This window comes from Microbispora sp. KK1-11, from assembly GCF_006874435.1.
In the GTDB taxonomy this organism is placed as follows: Bacteria; Actinomycetota; Actinomycetes; order Streptosporangiales; family Streptosporangiaceae; genus Microbispora; species Microbispora catharanthi.
This window is the reverse complement of record NZ_VIRJ01000047.1, coordinates 1-20464: the sequence shown is the minus strand read 5'-3', so window position 1 is coordinate 20464 and position 20464 is coordinate 1. Positions and strand designations below refer to the sequence as shown.

Below are 20464 nucleotides of genomic sequence, written 5' to 3'. Positions count from 1 at the left end.
ACGGCCGGTGCCAGGTTCCCAGGCGGAATACCGTGCACGGGGACGAGGACCAAGGCACGAGCACGGACCAGCATGGAGATCATGTATGTCAACCGACAATCCCTCGTACGCCGTGCCGTGACCACACTGGTCACGGTAGTAACCTGCGGGACCCTTCTCGGCGTCTCTCCGGCCGAAGCCCGCACCCATGACGTCACTCATACCACCGCCCGCATTGCGGGCACGTTCCCTGGCCGCGCGCCAGGCGGATCCGTGACGGACAGCAGGACCTGGGACCGCAACGGCGAGAAAGAGTGGGTTCGACACTCGTGTGCCTCGGCGAAAGCTCGCTGCGACGGAGAGCTGGAGGTACCGCTCGACTGGGGTGATCCAGCCTCGGAACGGATAACGGTGGCGTTCGCCTGGCTTCCCAGAAAGGACCTCTCTCGTCCCGCAGAAGGGACCGTACTTGCCAATCCGGGCGGGCCGCTGGCGGCGCTTCCCAACGTGCCGTCCCTGGCCGAAGCGCTGGGACCGGTGCTCGACAGGCAGAACCTTCTCGTGGTCGAGCCGCGGGGGCTGGGGAAGTCCAGCCCTCTGCTCTGCCCGGAGCTCGATTTGGAGCATCAGGAGAGCGTCTCGGCCTGTGCCGCACACCTAGGCCCCCGCGCAGGTCTCTTCACCGCCGATCAGGCCGTAGCCGACATGGACGCCGTTCGGGAGGCCTTGGGCGTGCCGAAGGTGACGTTCTACGGCATCTCATATGGCACGGTCTTCGCCCAGGCGTACGCCACCCGCTACCCACGGCACCTGTCCGGGCTACTGCTCGACAGCGTCATGCCCACGGGCGAAGGTGGTTACGTCACCAGGCCGATTCGAACCGAGACCGACCGGCTCCGTGTGGCATGTCAGCCCTCACAAGCCTGCCGACGTCTGCAGGGTGATCCCCCCGACGCCTTCGCCCGGCTGGTGCGTCACCTGCGCGCCCATCCCGATCCGCACATCCGTCCGCTGTCTCTCATGAGCCTGACAAGCAGCCTTTCCCTCCCGATGGTCGGTCGCGAGGTAAACGCGTCAGTGGCCGCCTATTCCGACGGTGACCCGCTCCCGCTGCGCCGACTCGTGCAAGCGATCGACGCAGCTCCGACCATGCCGCTGCGAGCGGCGCAGCTGGCGGGTTTTCTCGCCTATGTGTGTGGTGACTCGGCCTTCCCGTTCGAGCGTGCGGCTTCACCCGCCGAGCGGCGGAGACAGCTTGACCGCTTCTACGCCCAAAAGCGCCCGTTTCAGCCATTCACTATCGCTGACCTGGGTGGATCTGTTTTCGGGCTTCAAGAGGCTTGCGTAGGTTGGCCCACCTACCGCCCCAGCCCCCCAGTGCCGCCGGGCGCGAAATATCCCCGGGTGCCGACCCTGACCCTGGCCGGAGACTTCGACTCCACCACGCCCGCCGAGGCGGCAGAGGTGACCCGGCGCTTCCCTGGCGCCGTCTTCAGCCGGGTCCGCTTCGCCGGCCACAATCTCACCACGGGCCTGCCCATGGACGAGTGCGTCCGTGCCACGATGCGCACGTTCCTCATCGATCTGAACGCGTTGCACGGCACGCCGCGCTGCGATCAAGCGAACTATCGCGCTACCGGCTCCTTCCCCCGGGTCGTGAAGGAGGTGCCCCCAGCGCGCGGCACTGGCCTGGCCGCAGGCGAGCGGCGGATCCTAGCGGCCGCATTCGCCACGGTCGCCGACGCCACGGCCAGGCGCAATCCCCTCAGGTCCCCACTTTGGCTGACCAGGGAGGCGGGACTGCGTGGCGGCATGCTTACATTCGATGACAAGGCAGCCACTATTCGACTACGAGATGTCCGCTTCGTGGATGATCTCACCGTCAACGGTGAGATCCATCTCAATGGATCTGGCCATCCAGGCGATGAGGCCACGGCCAAGCTGGACATCACCAGCACGGACGGATCCCATCCGGTGCGCTTCTCATGGAAGGCCTTTCACGCCACCGACGACATCACTGTCACCGGCACACTCGCAGAACGCCCTTTCACCGGGGCGATCCCCCAGTTATGAGGGAGCCCGGGCAACAGGAAGCAAGATTCGCTGAGGTCTACCACTTGCCTCACCGATGAAAAACGGGGAGCGTCCGGCCACCTCGCGGTTTGCGAGTCTCGAGCGCAGTTGGCGCAGGTGAATCGTGCCCAGGCGTGGCCGCTCTTCGCGCGGTACGTGATGAAGCATGCCGAAGCCCACCGAGGCCAACACCCGGCGCCCGCCCGCGGGCATCGACATAATTCCGGCCGATCGAGGTCTACTTCGATCGGCCGGCCGACAGCATCCCATTGTCCCGCCCGAATGCTGCCATCGTCTCCACACGGGATGACTGAAGGCGCGCGCCGTACAGCAGCCGGCTCGACAAACCGGTCACCTTGTCCTTGGCCGGTATGTCCCGTCAGTGCATGAAGGGTGTGAAGATGGAAACCACCTTCGCGGCAGCACGGTCGGCGTCCCCGTCCGCGATCGCCTCGACCAGCTCGTGGTGGTGGCGGTGTGCCGCGTCCTCGTCCTCGCTCTTCTCGTCGCGCATGTGGGCAGCGAAGATGTCGAGCATGCTGGAATACAGCTTGACGTAGAGAGGGTTGTGCGTCGCTGCCACGATCGCGCGGTGCAGGGCGAGGTCCGCGCTCGCTCGCTGGTCGGGATCATCGGTCGACCAGCTCGCTTCTCGACGGTCGCGCAGCTCGCGCAGCAGTTCGACGTCGGCATCTGAGCGGTTCAATGCGGCCAGTGACGCTGCAGCGCTGTCAAGGGCAAGGCGTAGTTCCAGGTAGTGGCGACGGGTGCCACCGGCGAGCTGACGTTCAAGAGTGCCTGTCAGCTCGGAGCTGGAGATGACGAAGGTGCCGCGGCCCTGCTCACGGCGCAGCAGACCTGCGTGCACCAGCGACTGCACCGCCTCGCGCACCGTGTTCCGGCCGATCCCGAACTCCGATACCAGTGCGGCCTCGGTCGGTATCCGCTCACCGACCGGCCAGCGTCCGGAGGCCACCTCCTCGCGGAAGCGCTCGGCAGCCTGATCGATGAGTCCCACTCGACGCATCGGCTGTCGCGTGCCAGACTCTTCGTGAGTCATCCCATAATCCCATCATCTGCTGACCTTACACTGGAGTATAACGTGACATCGGTCTCCCCACCGCTCGTTCCGTTACGCCGTGGGCGCCTGACCTTGTGGGCCGGGTTCGCCATCGCCCTGACAGCGGTCAACCTGCGAACGGCCGTGACCGGGTTCACTCCGCTCCTGGAGATCATCGGATCCGATCTCGGCTTCGGGGTGGCGCTGGCCGGTCTGCTCGGCACTGTGCCGGCGGCGTCCTTCGGCATCTTCGGGTTTCTCGCCCCAGCGGTGACGAGGAAGTTCGGACTCGAGCGCACGGCCACCGTCGCGCTGGGCCTGACGGCTCTGTCGCTCCTGATGCGCGCCTTCTCTCCGACGCCCTCGTTGCTGGTGCTTTCGACCGTGCTGGCACTGGCCGGAATCGGAGCCGCGAACGTCGTGGTCGTTCCGTTGGTGAAGGCCTGGTCCGGCGATCGACTGGCCCTGTGGACCTCGCTTTACCTGATCCTCATGCAGGCGGGCCAGTTCATCGCCCCGCTCCTCGCGGTCCCGGTAGCAGAAGCGGCGACGTGGCGGCTCTCGGTAGGTATCTGGGCGGGACCAGCTGCTGTGGCTGGTGTGGTCTGGCTCGTCCTGACAGTCAGGCTGCCCGCCGATCACCACGCGCCCGCGGCCGTGACGGCGACCGGTGCGGGACCGAGGATCAGCCGATCGTCGACCGTCTGGGGCCTGGTGATCCTCTTCGCGATGTTGTCGCTGTCCAACTACGGGATCATCACCTGGGTCCCGGCAGTGCTCACCGACGCAGGAGGCAGCGCGGCCCTGGGTGGCTCCATGGTCGCGCTCTACTCGGCATGGGGCATGCTCGCGGCCTTGGTGGTTCCACACCTTGCCACGCGCATGACGAACCCGTTCATCGTGGTCGTCGGGTGCGCGATCTTCCTGGTAGCGGGATACCTGGGCCTGCTCCTGTCCCCGCTCGACGGCACGCTGATGTGGATGTGCGCGCTGGGAATCGGGGTGAGCACCTTCCCGCTCTGCATGACCCTCATCAACCGTCGAACCAGGAGCCCGCAGACAGCCTCTGCCGTGTCGGGCTTCGTTCAAGGCATCGGCTATGGGCTGGCGTGCTTCGGCCCGATCGGTTTGGGCCTGCTGCGCGAGGCGACCGGATCATGGTCGATTCCGCTTCTGGTGCTCGCCGCGACCGCCATCCCAGGGATGATCGCCGGCTGGTTCGCTTGCCGTCCTCGCTTCGTGGAGGACTCCGCGCCACAGCCGGCGAAGCGCGACGCTGACCAGCAGCCGCGACGATGAGAGTCATGCGTCGAACAGATCCGAATTCGTGTCAGCGGCCGCACGCCACCGAGTAGCAATTTGGCGCAAGATGCGCGATTTCATCGTCAGGCATCGCCTGTAGATGCTCGGCAGAGATAAGACACGACGGCTGGGCTCCGCCCATTCAAAGGCCACCTCCCATGATCCGGAGGTGGCCTTTGCGATCTCGTACGGCAACGGAGCACAGCACCCACTACGAAACCAGTCGCAATGGGGGGAAGACAGCCGGGCCGAAGCCCGGAGTCTATTCGGGTGCGACGACAGATCGCGCTCAGGCAGACTGCGCGGATGAGCGCGGACACTCCCACATCGCCGCAGGAGCAAGCCCTCCGCCATGTCGAGGCCCTGTCGTCAGGGGATCCGCTCGACCCCCGGTTGCGTGTGACCCTCAACTTCCACCCCGACCGCCTGGCCGGCGGCCGGCAGATCCTGCTCCGGCTGGCCGACGACGGCGTCTACCTGTCGCAGTTCGTCACCGGAACAAGCAACGGGGGACTCACGGCTCACCCCGGCGGCGACCGGTGGCGCTGGGAAAGCAGGATCTTCGGCGGAGCGTACGACCAGGCACCTGCAGAGGAGCGCCCCGTCTACGGTGCGCTGAACTTCCGACGCAGGTCCATCGGCGCCGCGCCACGGTTCGGCTCCGCCCACTTCAGGCTGACGGCCGAGACTCTTCGCCGAGCCACATTTTGCTACCCGGATAGCTTTTTCGAGCCTTCGGCGTTCGGCGTCGCGTCCCGCATGGCGCTGATCGAGCTGGCCGAGGCTGACGACCCGGACCTCCTGGACGACTACATCGAGGCGCAGGTGCACGGGCCGGTCAGGCTCGACCGGGACGTGGAGGCCCTGGTCCTCGATCCCAGCTATCGCGGCACGGCCGTGGAGGCCGCGGCCCGCCGGCTTCCATGCCCGGTGGAGTGGCATCCCGGATTCCGCCTCACGGTCGAACATCTGCGGCGCCACCCGAACTACCGGGGACAGGAGTACCTAGCGCTCGGCGCCGAGATCGCGGTCGACGGCCTGCTCGATCCGCGGATCATCGGAGACGCTGCCCGCACCGGGCGTTACGACGTGCAGGCACTGAAGAAGGTCTGGCACTGCGTGGCGCGCTTCGGCTCGCCTCTGCCCCTGACCGATGGGATTCCAGGCCCGATCACCGTGTGCTGTCCTTCTCGGCTGGGAGGCCGGTGACAGCGTATTCCCCGCCCCTGAGCGGCCGGATCAGGGCGCCACGACCCGCGCGACGCAGTCCCGCAGCAGGGCGCGGCCTCGATGGCGCCGGCGTCAACGGTACGGCGGGGGGCGAGGGACGGCCGTCGTGGCCTGCGGTGCGGCTGGGTGGGGCGCACCGCAGGCCGCAGGTGCCGGCTAGCTGTTCCAGGTCCACTTCTGGTTGGTGCCGCCGTGGCAGGAATACAGCTGGATCTTGGTGCCGTTGGCGGTGCCGGCTCCGACGGCGTCGAGGCACAGCCCGGACTGGACGCCCTGGATGGAGCCGTCGGAGTTGAGGCGCCACTTCTGGTTGTCGCCGCCCCAGCAGGAGTAGATCTGCACCTTGGCGCCGTTGCCGGTGCCGGCCGCGTCGAGGCACTTGTTGCCGTACACGCGGATCTCGCCGGCGGAGGTGGAGGTCCAGGTCTGGTTGGTCTGGCCGTTGCAGTCCCACAGCTGCACCTGGGTGCCGTCGGCGGTGCTCGCGCCGGGCACGTCCAGGCAGCGGCCGGAGGCCACTCCCTTGACCGGCCCGCTGCCGCCACCAGGGGTCGGAGACACGGTCGGGCTGGGGGTCGGGCTGCCGCTGGGTGATGGGGAGGGGCTGCTGTCACCGAGCGTGAGGTTCTTCTGCTGGACCTGCCACTGGGTGTTGCACAGGCCACAGTTGGGGCCGACGAAGTTGGTGCCGGCCGTTGTGTCGCTCTTCAGCCGCCACTTGAGGTACAGCACCGCCACGCGGCCGAACTCGCCGCCGTTGGTCTGGGTGTAGGTGCCACCGTGCCCGACGTTCAGGTTGCCCATGAACGCGGGCAGCCCCGCCGGCAACTTGCCCCAGTCGTCGAGGGCGTTCGGGTAGGCGATGTCACTGGGACCGCCGATGAAGTAGGCGATCGGCTTCGTCAGCCGGCGGAGCTGGTAGTCGTCGGAGTCGTTCAGCAATCCGCTGCTGAAGATGGTGGTCGTGGTGATACGTGAGTCGTTGGAAACGGCGTAGGCCTCCAGCCCGCCGCAGGACCAGCCTCCTACGGCGATCTTGCTGGTGTCGATCCTGCCGTTGTATTTGCTGCCCTGGCGGCCGTTCTCCGCGACTGCCCAGTCGATGGACTGGGTGAGCATCTGGGATGTCGTCGATCCGGAACCGTTCGGGCTGCCGCTCGCGATGACCAGGAACCCGTGCGAGGCGATCTCGCGGAGGAAGGGCAGCTGCCCCGTCCCGTCGGCGGAGCAGCCTCCGTTGCCCCATACGAAAATGGGGAGTTTTTCGGACGGGAGGGTGTTGGGCCGATAGATGGTGTGATTGGGCAGGCTGCTGGAGGTCTCGTAATCAGCCGGGTAAGGGCCCGAGCCGCCGGCCGCCGCGGCGGCCGGCGTCGTGGTCAACGCCACTATTCCGGCGCAGACCGGGGCGACCGCGGCCACCACTAATGCGCTGATGATCGAGCGTTTTCTCATTTCGCCCTCCGACAGTGTCACGACGGCGCTTCGCCGGATGTGGCATACGCGGCGCACGCCGAGGGAGCCCGACAACGGAACGACAGCTCCCACCGCGGCCAGGCTGGTGGGCACCGACCGAATCTGGAGATCGATGTGGCGAACAATCGACTGCACGTTCCGCCCGTCTCGGGCGAAACGAGCCGATGAGAGCAGCGTGCAGTTACTATCACTGTGGTAATAAAAAGTGTCAAGCAACGGCATTCGGTCGGTCGAGTGGTAGGCGTACGGACCGGTGACGCCTCTGGCTCATCCGGGTCCGGGCGGGGGCCGACCGGCCATCGGCACGGCGCGACCGGTCCCTACTCGGCGCCGGGAGGACGGACCGGTGCCGGCGACTCCGACCCAGGTCACGATGCCCGGCCGGCCTGACGCTGCGGTGGGATCTCACGAGTGGCGGCCCAGGCGGGAGCCACGCGCCGCAGCGGGCACGAAACGCGCTCCGGCGGCCCGGCGGCCGTTCGAGCGCGTGAAAGTTTCTTCAGCCGCTCCCGCCGACGGGGTTCTCCGATGCGTGGAAGTGGGTGATCCATGACGCGGCGTCCGGCCAGTGCGGCGTCGCGACCTCGATGAGCCGCGCCTCGGCGAGCGAGCCCAGAGCGGAATGGATCTCCAGCATGAGTTCCCTGGCCGCTTGGCGGGGCCACGGCGTCGGCAGGAGGTGCTCGGGGAGGTTCGGGTCGATGTCCGGGAATTTCCGCCAGGAGTCCATGACGGAGGTCCGGGCCACCAGCGCCCGGGTCGCGTCGATCTCCCCGTTGCGGACGGCCATCCGCAGGTCCGAGTATTGCGCGATGAAAGCCTCGTAGGCCGAGGCGAGGCCGGCCAGATCGTAGGCGGCGGCCGGACCGTGCGGGCCGGCCTCCTCGGCGAACCGCGTGTTCATCACCGACCATCGAGCGCCGTCGACGTCGTCGAGGATGTCACGCAGCGCCTGTGTCACCGGACCTGAGTCGGTTCCGGGCCGGATCCACACGCTGTCGTACAGCCGTGCGAAACCCAGCGCCCCCAGAGCCTTGCGGACCGCGTGCCGTGGGGCCTGGCCGGACTGTGCCTGGTCGGATTGTGCCTGCCTGGATTGGGGGATCGAGAAGGAGACCGTCACCCAGTCGCCGGTCCATCGCGGCGGGCGTGCGCCGAAGCTCAGGAAATGATCCATCCGGACGCGATGCCTGGCGATCGCCTGAGGCGTGAGGTGGTAGACGGGTGGCCGTCCTGATCCCCGTACGGCGATCAGTCCTCGCTTGGTCAGCCGGGACAGCGCGGCCCGTGCGCTGGGCTCGCTGATGCCGAACTCCCTGAGCATCGCGACCACCGCCATCGAGGGAAGGCTCGCGTCGGCGGAGTCGAGGTACTCACCGAGCAAGGTCGTCAGCAGGTGCTGCGGGTTGGGACCGACCTGCGCCCGTGGGGCTCCGACATCGTCGCGAGGTGCGTGGACGCTCACGTCATCAGCTTGCCTCACGACAACGCCCTTGCCGCACGGGTACGCGATCGCGTGGGGGCGCGGTGGGCTCCCGAAACATAAAACCGCCAAGCCGATTGTTTCAGACACATTGCCAGGAAAATATTGACGCTCAGGTCAACGGAGGCCTAGTGTCCTGGAGCAATGATCCACATGACATTCCGAAAGTTTCATACTCAAGGGTGATGTCAGAAGGCTCTGTAAACGAAAGACCAGGTCGGCATGGCGGTGCTGAACCTGTCTGGGCACGTGCGAACCGAAGCCTGAAGTGGCACGGCGCCGTCGCCGTCCTGCACGCGTAGGAGGCGTCCGGCGAGCGCAGCGCATTGTCCCGGCGCCGGGCCGCACATCACATCCCTGACCACAGCAAGCGAAAAGAGGTCGCCGTGAAGCTCCGCAACGTCTCAGCGGTCGTGCTCGCCGCTACCGCGGCCCTCAGCATGGCAGCGTGCTCAGGCTCGTCGTCCGGGACTTCCTCCGGCGGGTCCGACGGCAAGTCGTTCGAGTTCTGGTCGTTCACCGGGATCAACGCGAAGGGGTCCGCCGAGGAGTACAAGAAGATAAAGCCGGACGTGCAGATCAAGCTGACCGAGGTGGGGAACGCACAGGAGACGGCGCAGGCGCTCACCACCGCGCTCGCCGGCGGCAAAGTGCCCGACCTGGTGCTGATCCAGGGCGACGACTTGCCCAAGTTCGTCCAGCAGCCGCAGAACTTCGTCGACCTGCGCACGATGGGCGCCGACAAGATCAAGGGCGACTACCTCGACTGGGTGATCAGCCAGTCCACGACCAAGGACGGCGCGATCATCGGCATCCCGACCGACGTCGGCGGCATGGCCATCGCCTACCGGACCGACCTGTTCAAGAAGGCCGGGCTGCCGACGGACCGCGAGGAGGTCAGCAAGCTCTGGCCCACCTGGGACGCCTTCATCGAGACCGGCAAGAAGTACAAGGCGGCCACCGGCAAGGCGTTCGTCGACAACGCCGGCGGGAGCGTGTACTCGCAGGTGGTCAACCAGGGGCAGGAGAAGTACTACGACCCCGCGGGCAATCTGGTGTACGAACGGAGCCCCCAGGTCAAGGCCGCCTTCGACCTGGCGCTCAAGGCCGTGGCCGCCGGGATCACCGCCAAGCAGAGCACGTTCACCGAGGGCTGGAGCGCCGCGATGAAGAGGGGGGACTTCGCCGTCATCGCCGCACCGGTCTGGATGCTCGGCTCCATCCGCGACAACGCCCCCGACACCAAGGGCAATTGGGACATCGCTACGATCCCCGGCGGCTCGGGCAACTGGGGCGGCAGCTTCCTCGCCATCCCCAAGGGCGCCAAGAACCCGAAGGCCGCCTGGGACTACATCGCCGCCACGCAGTCGCCGCAGGGCCAGCTCGACCACTTCTCTCAGGCCAGGTCACTGCCCTCGACCCCGTCGGTCTACCAGGACCCGAAGCTCACCTCGGTCAAGGACCCGTTCTTCTCCGGCGCGCCCATCGGCACGATCTACACCAACTCGCTGCTCGGCCTCAAGCCGTTCCTCATCGGGCCGGACAGCACCACGATCGGCACGGAGTTCACGAACGCCATCACCAACGTCGAGCAGGGCAAGGGTGATCCCGCGAAGGCGTGGGACGCGGCGGTGACCAACATCAAGACCGCGATCGGCGGTTAGGACCTTTCACGTGCGCCGCCGGCGCGGGCCGTCCCCACGGCCCGCCCGGGCGGCGGGGAAGTGAGCAGACCGTGACGACGAGCATCAGCCCCACCAAGGCGGGCACGCCCACCGCCCCGCCGGTGGAGGCGGTGCGGCGCGGTTTCATCGAGATCGTCGCCCCCTACGCCTACATCGCCCCGTTCTTCGTGCTCTTCGCGGTGTTCGGCCTCATCCCGCTGCTGTTCACCTTCTACGTGGCGCTGTTCGACTGGAATCCGATCGGCGAGCACGTGTTCGTCGGTCTGGACAACTTCCACCGGCTGGTCGGGGACGTGCGGTTCTGGAACGCGGCGGGCAACACCGTGAGCATCTGGCTGCTGTCCACCGTGCCGCAGCTGCTGGTCGCGCTCCTGCTCGCGCACCTGCTCAACCACGTACGGCTGCGCCTCGCTGTGTTCTTCCGCATGACGATGCTCGTGCCGTACATCACCTCGGTGGCCGCCACCGCCATCGTGTTCAGCCAGATGTTCGACCGCGACTACGGGTTGCTGAACTGGCTGCTCGGTCTGGTGGGCTTCGAGCACATCGACTTCACCCAGTCGGTGATGGGCAGCCATGTGCTGATCGCCGTCATGGTGACCTGGCGGTGGTTCGGCTACACGACGCTCCTCTATCTGGCTTCCCTGCAGGCCGTTCCCCGGGCGATCTACGAGGCGGCCGCCGTCGACGGAGCCGGAGGTGCGCGGCAGTTCCTGCACATCTCCCTCCCCTCGTTGCGGCCGGTCATCGTGTTCACGATCGTGACCTCGACGATCGGCGGACTGCAGATCTTCACCGAGGCCCTGCTCGTGAACCGCGGCGCGGCCAATACCTGCGGGCCGATCCGTCAGTGCCAGACGCTCACTCTCTTCCTGTTCGAGCAGGGGTTCATCCAGTTCAAGTTCGGTTACGCCGCGGCGATCGGCGTGGCGCTGTTCGTGATGGTCGTCGCGCTCGCCGGCCTCAACTACTTCCTGTCCACTCGGATCCGCCCGGTCAAGGGCTGAGGGGCGATCATGCGCACGACGAGACCACGCTCCGGCGATCGCGTCCGATGGTGGGTCTACACGCTGCTGGCGCTCGCCGCCTTCGCCTGCCTGTTCCCCCTGTACTGGATGTTCATCGTCGCCACCACCGACACCGCGACGGCGATCAAGCTGCCGCCCGAGATCGTGCCGGGCGGCAACTTCTTCCACCTCGCAGGCCTGGTGTTCTCGACCGTGCCGTTCGTCCGGTCGATCGTCAACAGCCTGATCGTGGCCGGGTCGATCGGCGTGGGCCAGGCGGTGCTGTGCGCGCTGGCAGGCTTCGCGTTCGCCAAGATGCGCTTCCGCGGCCGCAACGCGCTGTTCCTGTTCGTCGTCCTGACGATGACCGTGCCGACCCAGCTCGCCATCGTCCCCCAGTACATGATCATCTCGTCGCTGGGCTGGGTGGACACGCTGCAGGCGCTGATCGTCCCCGGCCTGGCCAACGCCTTCGGCATCTTCTGGATGCGCCAGCACATCGCGTCCACCATCAGCGACGAGCTCCTCCAGGCGGCCCGCATCGACGGGGCGACGACCTGGCAGATCTTCTGGCGTGTCGCGTTCCCGCTGGTACGCCCCGCCGCCTTCGTGCTCGGTCTGCTGGGCTTCGTCACCGCGTGGAACGACTTCCTGTGGCCGTTCGTGGTGCTGAAGTCGCCGGAGATGTACACCGTCCAGATCGCGATCAAAGCGCTGCAGAACAGCTTCAACATCGACCTCGGGCTCGCCATGTCCGGCTCCTTCCTCGCCACTCTCCCGCTGCTCGTCCTGTTCGTCTTCGTCGGGCGGCGCATGGTGGCCGGGATCATGAACGGCGCCTTCAAGGGCTGAGGCCGCCGCCGCGAACGGGGGCCTCGGCGGCAGGGGAGTCCGGCGGCTACGAGGAGGACGTGGGCGGTCCACCGGCTCATCGAACCTTTCGGTCTACCCGAAGGACTTCTTGGTGCGGCGCCGGTGGTAGTGCACGGTCAGCAGGACCAGCAAGGGGCTCCACGTGGCCAGCGGCCAGTACATGACGTGGAAGATCACGGTCTGCCACCCGTGTGTGACCAGCCTCAGGGGGGCGTCGTCGATCGCCAGCCCGAGACTGATCCTCGTCATCGCGTACGGAAAGATCAATAGCGCGAGCGCGCCCAGACCGGCGGGGATGACCGCGGCCATGACCGGCACCCGGCGGCCGCCAAGAACCGGCACCCAGCCCGGCCACATCTCTCCCCACTCGCTGACCAGCCCGACGGCGAAGAAGGCCGCCGCCTCGCTCACCACGCTGAGCAGAAGGACGTACCACCATCCGCCGTCCAGCCCTTCGTGGCCGCCCGGCGGCAGGGGGCCGAACTCCAGCAGCGGCACATGGAAGACGAACCCGGCGATACGCCACAGGCTGGAGGGCAGCACGATCAGCGGGATGGCGTAGGCGACCAGGACGGCCCAGCGCGGCACGCCGGCCGCGGTACGGCCATGGGCCTTCCTCAAGATGGTGCGAACGGTCATGAAAAGCTCTCTGATGGAACGTCGACGGGTGGACGCCTTCGAGGATCGCCCTTGTCCGGAGCGCGCTCATCACCCTCGCGAGGGAGGTCGGCTCACAACCGATGGGGTCGCCGGTCGCCGTCGCGAGCGGCGCCCGCAGGCGCCTGCGGGCATCATGCGCCGGCGCATCCCTCGGCCGGGGGAGGCCGAGCGTTGGCCGGCAGGCTAACGTCGGTCGTCGTGAAGGGCCTCGTCGCTCGTGCCGTAAGGGCCGGGATCTACCAGCTGCTGGGGGCCGCGCTGCTGACTCCGGCGGCGGTGGTGCTGGGCCTGGTGATCCTGGCGGAGCAGACTCCGGGCCGCGTGTTCGTGCTGTGGGCCGCCTGCCTGCCCGCTTCCGTGCTGGTCGCCGCGGTGCCGTCGATGCGACGTCTTGAGGTGGCCGCGTTGGCCGAACTGCTCGGCGTCGATGTGCCTGAGAGGGCCGATCGGCTCTACCTGGTCGCCTTGACGAGCCTGCACCTGTACGGCGGCGCCACCCTGGGCGCGGGCGTTCTGCTGCTGTCTCCCGGGCTGGTCCGGCTGGGTGACGTCGCTCGCTGGCGCGTGGCTCCCGGCGAGCCGGCTGGGGTGTGCGTCCTCACGCTGGCCACGCTGGCCGCGATGGTCGCGGCCGGGTTCGGCCAGCGGTGGGCGGCGCGCCGGCTGCTGCGGGCCGAGCCGTCCCGCGTGATCGAGGAACTCGGCCGCCGCCAGAGCCTGGCCCTGGAGTTGCACGACTCGGTGGGTCACGCCCTCAGCGTCGTCCTGGTGCAGGGGATGGCCGCGCAGGCGGCGCTGCGGAAGGCGCGCGTGCCCGAGGCCGGCGAATCGCTCGACCATCTGGTGAGCACCGCCCGGGACGCTCAGCAGGAGCTCGACGTGCTGCTGCGCGTGCTCGACGACGGCGACCCGGCCGAGGCGCCCACCCTGGACTCGCTCGCCACGCTGGTCCGCGGCCTCGACGTGCGGGCGAGTGTCGGCCGCCTCGACCGCGTCCCGGCTCCGACCTCGCGGGCGGCGTTCGCGATCGTCAGGGAGGCACTCACCAACGCGCTGCGTCACGGCCACGGGCCGATCACGATCGACGTCGCCACCGGCGCCGACCTGATCCTCATGGTGGAGAACAAGGTGGCCGGCGCCGCCCCGCGCCCTGACGGAGAAGGGCGTGGCCTGGCCGGCATGCGCATGCGGGCCCGTCTGGCCGGCGGTACGTGCACGAGAACGGAGGTGGACGGCACGTGGCGCATTCAGGCGACGCTGCCGCTGTGATCCGGGTCGTCCTGGCCGATGACGAGAGGCTGATCCGCACGGGGTGGACCACCATGTTGTCTTTTCAGGACGACATCGAGGTTGTGGGCGAGGCGGCCGACGGCCACGAGGCCGTCGAGGCCGGCATTGGCGCGGACGTCGTGCTCATGGACATCCGCATGCCCCGGATGGACGGTCTGGCCGCCAGCCGGGAGCTGGCCCGCCGCTCCCCCACGACGCGGGTCATCGTCGTCACCACGTTCGAGAACGACCAGCTGGTCTGGGGCGCGCTGCGCGCCGGCGCCGCCGGTTACGTGCTCAAGCGCGCGCCCGCGGGCCAACTGGTGGACGCTGTCCGGCTGGTGCACTCTCGCGACGCGGTGCTCTTCCCCGACGCGCTGCGCCGCATCGCCGGGCCGCATCACGGCGCGTCGAGGCCGCGCGTGCCGGTCGGGCTGACCCCGCGCGAGCACGATGTGCTGCGGCACATCGCGCTCGGGCGAAACAACGCGGAGATCGCGGCGGCCCTCTACGTGAGCGTGGAGACGATCAAGACGCACGTACGCCACGTGCTGGACAAGCTGGGTGCTCGCGACCGCACCCAGGCCGCGGTCCTCGCCTACGAATTCGGCCTGGTCTTCCCCGGCGCCGAGGGGCGCGTCATCGGAGCGGGCCCTTGTCCCTGAGGACGTAGCCGCCCCCGATGACCGGCGCGTCGGGGGCGGGGGCCATGCACCTGGTCAGCGGCGGTTCTCCCGGTGACGTCGCCCCGGACAGGCCGATCCGGCTGGGGCCCCTGCCCTTGGCGGCGACGTAGAAGCTCACGCCCATGCGGACCTTGCGCGTCACCAGGTCCTCCCACGGGCCGCCCGGGGTGGCCCGGACGAGCGTTCCCGTGACGGTCGCCGTGGGGCCGCCGGTGGTCAGGCAGTCGACCTTGAGTTCGCCCCAGTTCACCTGGCGCGGCTTCCCCGGCTCCTCGACGGCGTGATAGATGCGGAACGTGCCCCAGGCGCGAGTGGGGAAGACGGGGCTCTCCTTGGTGTACTCACCGTGCGCGTCGACGGTGACCCGGATGTCGTTGCCAGGGGCCGGGAAGTACATCCGCGCCGTTCCCTTGATGGAGGCGGTGGTGGTTCCGGCGGCCGACACGGTATCGGCAGTGGCGGGGAGGGCGGGGGAAAGGCCCCCCGCGACGGTGGCGACGGCGAGCGTGAGGACCCCGGCGGCCCGGGACACCATGTCGATCATTGCGGTTCCTCCAGCGAGCGACAATCCGAACTGGCCTTACGACTGTCGTGGATCACCGCGCTGCTCACCTCCCTCGCCCGAGGGAGATACAAAGGCCGTGAGTTCCTCTCGCTTCGACCCGCTGGGCGTCGGTCGGCTGTCGGGCCGTGAGCACCCGGGTCAGCCAGGCCGCCGCGCGGATGGCCGGGTCGCGGTCATCAGCTCAGGGACACCGGTGTCCGCCCCAGCAGGCTGCGTGCCGTGCTGGTCAGGTGGGCCTGGTCGGCGAAGCCCGCATCCGCCGCGGCCTGGGCTACCGATCAGCCGGGCAGGACGGCGATCGCCACTCGCAACCGCCCCCATCGCCGCAACCGTACGAGCGGCACTCCCACCGACGCGCTGACCAGCGTGCGCAGCCGCGGCGCCGACAGGCCCACGCCGGCGGCGATGGCGGGGATGGTGTCCTCGTGGGAATTCATGCCGTGCCGTACGGCATGCGCCACTCGGGCGTCGATGGAGGCGGCTGCTCCCGTGAGGGCGACAAGCTCGCCGTACGCAGCGGCCATGTCGGGCGTGGCGCAGGAACCATCGACGCCGTCCACACCCAGAGCCGCGTGCAGCCTGTTCACAGCCGCGGTGTCCAGCCGTATCAGCCCCAGCTCCGGGTGTACCAGTGTGGGATCGAGGAACAACGCGACATAGGCGGACGTCGCCGCGCAGGCGTGGGCCAGTTCCGGAGGCACGATCAGGCCGGGCGCGGCGGTGGGAGCGAGGGTGGCGTGCGCGATCCAGGCGAGGCCGCCGATGGGCAGCACCACCTTCCAGACCGGGTGGCGGTGACGGCTGGCCCGGGACGCCATCGACTCGCCGAACAGCGCCGCCTCGCCGGCGACGGCGAAGAGCAGCCGGCGATCGTTTCGTTCAAGCGTCCACGCGTGGCCGGGAGACAGCATCGCGGCATGGATACCATCTCGGCCGTCGGCTTGGCGGTCTTCCTCTGTACGGCGGGGGTCGCGCACTTCCTGTTCCCCGCCTATTTCCGGTCTCTCGTGCCGGCCTGGCTCGGCCTCGCCCGCCTGATCGTGGCCGTGACGGGGCTGGTGGAGCTCGCCGTCGCCGCGCTGATCCTGGCGCCCGCCACCCGTACGTTCGGCGCATGGACCGCCGCCGCCCTCATCAGCGGATACCTGGTCTCCCACCTCGACGCCGTACGGCACGCCAGGCCGGGCCACCCCAGCGTGCTGCTGCGACCGTGGGGTGTCACCGCCCGGCTGACGGTCAACCTCGCGTACATCGGGTGGGCAGTCGTGGTCGCGCTGGCAGCGACCTGATCAAAGGGGCGCAGCCCGAGGCCGGGCCGGAGCCCGGGTCTGGCGCCTGGCGTAACCCTGTCGCCGCTCTATCTTGCCATTGCTAGTTATTTCAGTCATGATTGAAATAACTAGCAATGGCAAGGAGTCGGTCCATGGAACACATCACCTTCAACAGCCTCGGCACCCACTGCGCGGGTGATCTGTACCTCCCCGATACGAGCGGCCCCGTCCCCGGGCTGGTGCTCGGGCACAGCGGGGTGATGGTCAAAGAGGCGCTGGCGTTCTTCGCGCCGTACTTCGTCAAAGCCGGGTTCGCGGTGCTGGCCATCGACTACCGCACTGTCGGCTCAAGCGAAGGCGAGCCGCGCGGCCTTGACTACCCGGAGCGGCAGGTGGAGGACTTCCGCAGCGCCGTGTCCTACCTGCAGACCCGGTCCGAAGTGCAGCCGGAGCGGATCGGGGTGTGGGGGGTGAGCATCGGCGGTTCGGTGGCGGCCCAGGCCGCCGTGCTCGATCGGCGCATCAAATGCGTCGTCGTGCAGAGCCCCAGCGTGTGGAACGGATGGCGGTACATGGAACGCCTCCTCGGCCGCGCCGGTGTCCACGCGCTGCGCGACCGACTGCAGCAGGACTGGCAGCGGCGCTACGAAGGCGGGCAGAGCGCTCGCGTGCCGCACCTGACGCTGGAGGGCGACAGCGTGAAGGACGCCCCGGACATGTCGACCCGCCTGTTTCCCACCTACCGCAACGAGAAGACCCTCGACTCAGCCGAGCACCTGCTCACCTTCGCACCGGAGAACCTCATCCACCGGCTCGCGCCGACGCCGCTGCTGATGATCGCCAACGGCGGCTGGGACCCGTACCACATGCTCGAGGAGGCGCAAAGCGCCTTCGCCAAGGCGGGCGAGCCCAAGCGGCTCTCGGTGCTGCCCTACGACGTGCTCGGCCTCTACACCGGCCCGGGCCTGGAGGAGGCGATGGCGCTCGCGATCGACTGGTTCGACCTCTACCTGCGCAGGACCCGGCTCGCGGACATCACCCCGACACCCACCTACGAGTCGGTGGCCGCCATGACACAGTGAACCGGCACGCGATCAACAAGGGAGGATGCGACGATGAGCACTGAGGAAGAGCAGGCCCGGCTGCTGCGCTGGGTGGAGCGGGTGGCCGCCTTCTGCGTGGAGGAGTGGGGGCTGCCGCCCATCACCGGACGCATCCTCGGGTGGCTCATGATCTGCGATCCGGCTGAGCAGTCCGCCGGTCAGATCGCGGAGGCCATCGGGGCCAGCAGGGCCTCGCTCACCTCGAACATGCGCTTCCTCACGGCCATCGGCCTGGTCAAGAAGGTGAGACGGCCCGGTGATCGCACGTCCTACCACCGCATCGAAGACGACGCTTGGCAGAAGGTCATCCAGCGCAAGCTCGAGAGCCTGAGCGCGTTCGGCGAGATCGCCGACGAAGGGCTCGACATCGTCGGCGGCGAGGGGCACCGCACCGAGCGCATCAAGGCCGCCCACGACTCCCTGACCTGGCTGCAGGGCCTCGCAACCCGCCATCCGCTACGCCGTTGAGGAACCCGTCATGCACCAATGGCAACCCAAGCTCGGGCTGATCCAGGAAACGCTGCTGCTCACTCTCCACGCCAGAGCCCTGGACGCCCGGCTGCCCAGTCCCATCCTCGGCGACACGCACTCCGCCGACCTGGCCGACACCATCGACTACGACTTCCGGAAGCTGAAGGTCAAGCCCAACCTTGTCGTCACCACCGCTCTGCGCGCCAAGAAACTTGACGACGTCGTCCGCGCGTACGTCGCCGCTCACCCCGGATGCGTGGTGCTCGACCTGGGCTGCGGCCTGGACACCAGGATGGTGCGCTGTGATCCCCCGCCGAACGTCGACTGGTATGACATCGACTTCCCCGAAGTGGTGCACCTGCGAGCCGAACACCTGCCCGGCCGTTCCCACCTGGTCGGAGCCGACCTCACCACATCCGGCTGGCTTACCGCGCTCCCGGGTGACCGGCCGGCGATGATCGTCGCCGAAGGGCTGCTCCCCTTCATGCCCGGCGACTCCTTCCAGAGGATGACCCGCGAGCTGACCTGCCATTTCCCCTCGGGCGAGCTTGCGATCAACGGCTACACCCGGTTCGCCGCCTGGGCTATGAAGTACCACCCGACCATCAAGGCACTCGGCATCAAAGCCGCCCAGGGATTCGACGACGCGCACGAACCCGAGTCCTGGGGTGCGGGCCTCGAACTGATCGAGGAGCAGATCCTCACCCGCGCACCGGACGTAGCCCGGTTCCCGCAACCGCTACGCGCGCTGACCCGGCTCACCGCCCGCAGCACGACGTTGTCGCGACAAGGAGCGCGCGTTCTCCGCTACCGGTTCTGAGTCCAGGGAGGCCGAGCTGCGAATGCGGTTGCGCACCGAGCCGCTTGAGAGCGGTGGGGCCGGCCACTTCGGCCCAGCGAGGCGGCCGGCCCATTCAGAGTCAGGCCTGGATCTGCTTCTCGTTCCAGGTGTAGTAGATGTAGGTGCTGTCGGGCCCGGTCATCGTGCCGTAGACCTGCCAGAAGCTGTTGGGGTCGAGCGAGTAGCGGAAGACCTTGTCTCCGGGCCGGTCGTCCACGAACACGGTCTGTGTCCCGTTGTTCCAGATCCGTACCTCGATGGTGAATGTCGAGGTGTCCGGGATGTCGAGGCAGACCTCATATGTGTACGCCAACGGACCGCCGATGTTGTAGCTGTGACCGTCCACCGCCGGCCGCTGGACATTGGTGGGGACGTAGCTGGTCAGAACCCGTGTGTATCCGCCCGTGGAGCAGTCGACGGCAGGGGTGGCTGCGGACGCGGGACCGATGCCGGTGAGCGTGGCGCCGAGGACGCCGGTGGTGACGGCGAGAACGGAGATGGTGCGCTTCATGCCTCTTCTCATCCGTACAGTGACCCTTCACAAATAGTTGAAGGCTAAACTGATTGTGACGTGGTTGCCGTATTCGGACAAGTCAGGGCAAGAATCCCTGCGCATTCGAGTCAAGCGGGTCACGTCCAACTGATGGACCTGGCGCACTGGAACTACGGCTCCGTATCGGAGCACGCGACGTGATGGATTCACGGCAACATCCGGGGCCCGGGACAGGAAAGAGACGTCGGCAGTTCGGCCGCTCGCGTCAGACCAGGCAGAACTCGTTTCCCTCCGGGTCGGCCATCACCACGTGATCAGGTCTTCCCTGGAGTTCGTCCTGGCGAATGACGGTCGCGCCCGAGGCGGTCAACCGCTCGACCGCCTCGGCCACACGCGGCCATCGCACTTCCCACGGCGTGCTACGGCCTCCGCCGACCTGTATGTCGAGGTGCAGCCGGTTCTTCACCACCTTCGACTCCGGAACCCGCAGGAAGGACACGTCAGGACCCACCCCATCGGGATCGGACAGATACGCGCCCTCATCCCACTCCTCCTCCGGGATGTCGTGATGCGCGAACCAGTCCTCCCACCTCTCAAAGCCCGCCGGGGCCGGCTTCTCGGCATATCCCAAGGCCAGTGCCCAGAACCTCGCCAGCTTCGCCGGTTGCGCGCAGTCGATCGTCAGACTCCATCTGGTCTCCACGGCTTTTCCTCTTCCAGTCGAGAGCGGCGTCCTCGCATTGTTCCGTCGGTGAGGGGCTCGCGTTGGATGAGGATCGGGCGTTCCTCATCGCCGTCAGCAACGCCTGAGGTCACGTCCAGGGAAGTGGTGTACGAGCTGCCACCGCGTGATCCGTTTCTGCAGGTTATGCGGTGAGGCTGTCCGGGAGCTGTTCCTGGTCCGGTGTGTCGCCGGGGATCACCCGTAGGCGGGCTT

At 67.9% G+C, this 20464-nt stretch carries 20 protein-coding genes; 12 read left to right on the top strand and 8 right to left on the bottom strand.

Annotated elements, in window-relative coordinates; all coding sequences use genetic code 11:
* Positions 1–72 precede the first annotated feature (72 nt).
* A complete protein-coding gene (locus FLW16_RS40055; RefSeq protein WP_142566213.1) occupies positions 73–2052 on the top strand; it encodes an alpha/beta fold hydrolase in 1980 nt (659 codons plus the stop codon).
* A gap of 379 nt (positions 2053–2431) precedes the next feature.
* Here the strand turns inward: FLW16_RS40055 and FLW16_RS40050 are convergent, their stop codons facing one another.
* Entirely contained in the window at positions 2432–3070 is a 639-nt protein-coding gene (locus FLW16_RS40050) for an FCD domain-containing protein (RefSeq protein ID WP_312847189.1), read from the bottom strand.
* Positions 3071–3154: 84 nt separating this feature from the next.
* On the opposite strand from FLW16_RS40050, the gene FLW16_RS40045 reads away from it, so the two are divergent.
* A complete protein-coding gene (locus FLW16_RS40045) occupies positions 3155–4411 on the top strand; it encodes an MFS transporter (RefSeq protein WP_185949803.1) in 1257 nt (418 codons plus the stop codon).
* A 309-nt stretch (positions 4412–4720) separates the two neighbouring features.
* The gene (locus FLW16_RS40040; protein ID WP_142566210.1) at positions 4721–5623 is read left to right on the top strand and encodes a DUF3626 domain-containing protein; all 903 of its coding nucleotides are present in this window, start codon (positions 4721–4723) and stop codon (positions 5621–5623) included.
* Between the two features lie 177 nt (positions 5624–5800).
* Here FLW16_RS40040 and FLW16_RS45735 read toward each other — a convergent pair whose 3' ends face one another.
* Both FLW16_RS45735 and FLW16_RS40030 read right to left on the bottom strand, forming a co-directional pair.
* Positions 5801–7099, bottom strand: coding sequence for an RICIN domain-containing protein (locus FLW16_RS45735; protein WP_142566209.1), 1299 nt, complete (start codon positions 7097–7099; stop codon positions 5801–5803).
* Positions 7100–7619: 520 nt separating this feature from the next.
* Complete coding sequence (locus FLW16_RS40030) at positions 7620–8585, bottom strand: PaaX family transcriptional regulator C-terminal domain-containing protein (RefSeq protein WP_142566208.1); 966 nt, start codon at positions 8583–8585, stop codon at positions 7620–7622.
* Positions 8586–8989: 404 nt separating this feature from the next.
* On the opposite strand from FLW16_RS40030, the gene FLW16_RS40025 reads away from it, so the two are divergent.
* From FLW16_RS40025 to FLW16_RS40015, 3 genes are all read left to right on the top strand, one after another.
* Complete coding sequence (locus FLW16_RS40025; RefSeq protein ID WP_142566207.1) at positions 8990–10267, top strand: ABC transporter substrate-binding protein; 1278 nt, start codon at positions 8990–8992, stop codon at positions 10265–10267.
* Positions 10268–10338: 71 nt separating this feature from the next.
* The gene (locus FLW16_RS40020) at positions 10339–11295 is read left to right on the top strand and encodes a carbohydrate ABC transporter permease (RefSeq protein ID WP_142566206.1); all 957 of its coding nucleotides are present in this window, start codon (positions 10339–10341) and stop codon (positions 11293–11295) included.
* A 9-nt stretch (positions 11296–11304) separates the two neighbouring features.
* On the top strand, positions 11305–12147 hold the full coding sequence (locus FLW16_RS40015; protein WP_142566205.1) for a carbohydrate ABC transporter permease: 843 nt from the start codon (positions 11305–11307) through the stop codon (positions 12145–12147).
* 93 nt (positions 12148–12240) lie between these two features.
* Here FLW16_RS40015 and FLW16_RS40010 read toward each other — a convergent pair whose 3' ends face one another.
* Positions 12241–12807 carry a hypothetical protein gene (locus tag FLW16_RS40010; protein ID WP_142566204.1) on the bottom strand — a complete coding sequence of 189 codons (567 nt, stop codon included), beginning with the start codon at positions 12805–12807 and terminating at the stop codon, positions 12241–12243.
* A 219-nt stretch (positions 12808–13026) separates the two neighbouring features.
* Here FLW16_RS40010 and FLW16_RS40005 point away from each other — a divergent pair, with 219 nt between their 5' ends.
* Positions 13027–14097, top strand: coding sequence for a sensor histidine kinase (locus tag FLW16_RS40005; RefSeq protein WP_142566203.1), 1071 nt, complete (start codon positions 13027–13029; stop codon positions 14095–14097).
* Positions 14094–14762, top strand: coding sequence for a response regulator transcription factor (locus FLW16_RS40000; protein ID WP_142566202.1), 669 nt, complete (start codon positions 14094–14096; stop codon positions 14760–14762). Before FLW16_RS40005 ends, FLW16_RS40000 begins: the two co-directional genes overlap by 4 nt.
* On the opposite strand, the gene FLW16_RS39995 is transcribed toward FLW16_RS40000, so the two are convergent.
* A complete protein-coding gene (locus tag FLW16_RS39995; protein ID WP_142566201.1) occupies positions 14737–15327 on the bottom strand; it encodes a hypothetical protein in 591 nt (196 codons plus the stop codon). The two genes, FLW16_RS40000 and FLW16_RS39995, sit on opposite strands and share 26 nt — an antisense overlap.
* Positions 15328–15626: 299 nt before the next feature.
* Entirely contained in the window at positions 15627–16259 is a 633-nt protein-coding gene (locus FLW16_RS44790; RefSeq protein WP_221891532.1) for a hypothetical protein, read from the bottom strand.
* A gap of 6 nt (positions 16260–16265) precedes the next feature.
* Between FLW16_RS44790 and FLW16_RS39985 the strand changes: the two genes are divergently transcribed.
* The 4 genes from FLW16_RS39985 to FLW16_RS39970 all read left to right on the top strand — a co-directional run bounded on the left by FLW16_RS39985 (position 16266) and on the right by FLW16_RS39970 (position 19013).
* Positions 16266–16637 (top strand): hypothetical protein, encoded by a 372-nt coding sequence (locus tag FLW16_RS39985; protein WP_142566200.1) that lies wholly within the window; start codon positions 16266–16268, stop codon positions 16635–16637.
* Positions 16638–16771: 134 nt separating this feature from the next.
* Positions 16772–17701 carry an alpha/beta hydrolase gene (locus tag FLW16_RS39980; RefSeq protein ID WP_221891531.1) on the top strand — a complete coding sequence of 310 codons (930 nt, stop codon included), beginning with the start codon at positions 16772–16774 and terminating at the stop codon, positions 17699–17701.
* A 33-nt stretch (positions 17702–17734) separates the two neighbouring features.
* Positions 17735–18190 (top strand): GbsR/MarR family transcriptional regulator, encoded by a 456-nt coding sequence (locus FLW16_RS39975; protein ID WP_142566198.1) that lies wholly within the window; start codon positions 17735–17737, stop codon positions 18188–18190.
* 10 nt (positions 18191–18200) lie between these two features.
* Positions 18201–19013: a class I SAM-dependent methyltransferase gene (locus FLW16_RS39970; RefSeq protein ID WP_142566197.1), complete on the top strand. Its 813-nt coding sequence runs from the start codon at positions 18201–18203 to the stop codon at positions 19011–19013.
* 100 nt (positions 19014–19113) lie between these two features.
* On the opposite strand, the gene FLW16_RS39965 is transcribed toward FLW16_RS39970, so the two are convergent.
* Together FLW16_RS39965 and FLW16_RS39960 are read right to left on the bottom strand one after the other, a co-directional pair.
* Positions 19114–19545 carry a hypothetical protein gene (locus tag FLW16_RS39965; protein ID WP_142566196.1) on the bottom strand — a complete coding sequence of 144 codons (432 nt, stop codon included), beginning with the start codon at positions 19543–19545 and terminating at the stop codon, positions 19114–19116.
* Between the two features lie 247 nt (positions 19546–19792).
* Positions 19793–20230 carry a VOC family protein gene (locus FLW16_RS39960; RefSeq protein WP_142566195.1) on the bottom strand — a complete coding sequence of 146 codons (438 nt, stop codon included), beginning with the start codon at positions 20228–20230 and terminating at the stop codon, positions 19793–19795.
* Between the last annotated feature and the right edge of the window lie 234 nt (positions 20231–20464).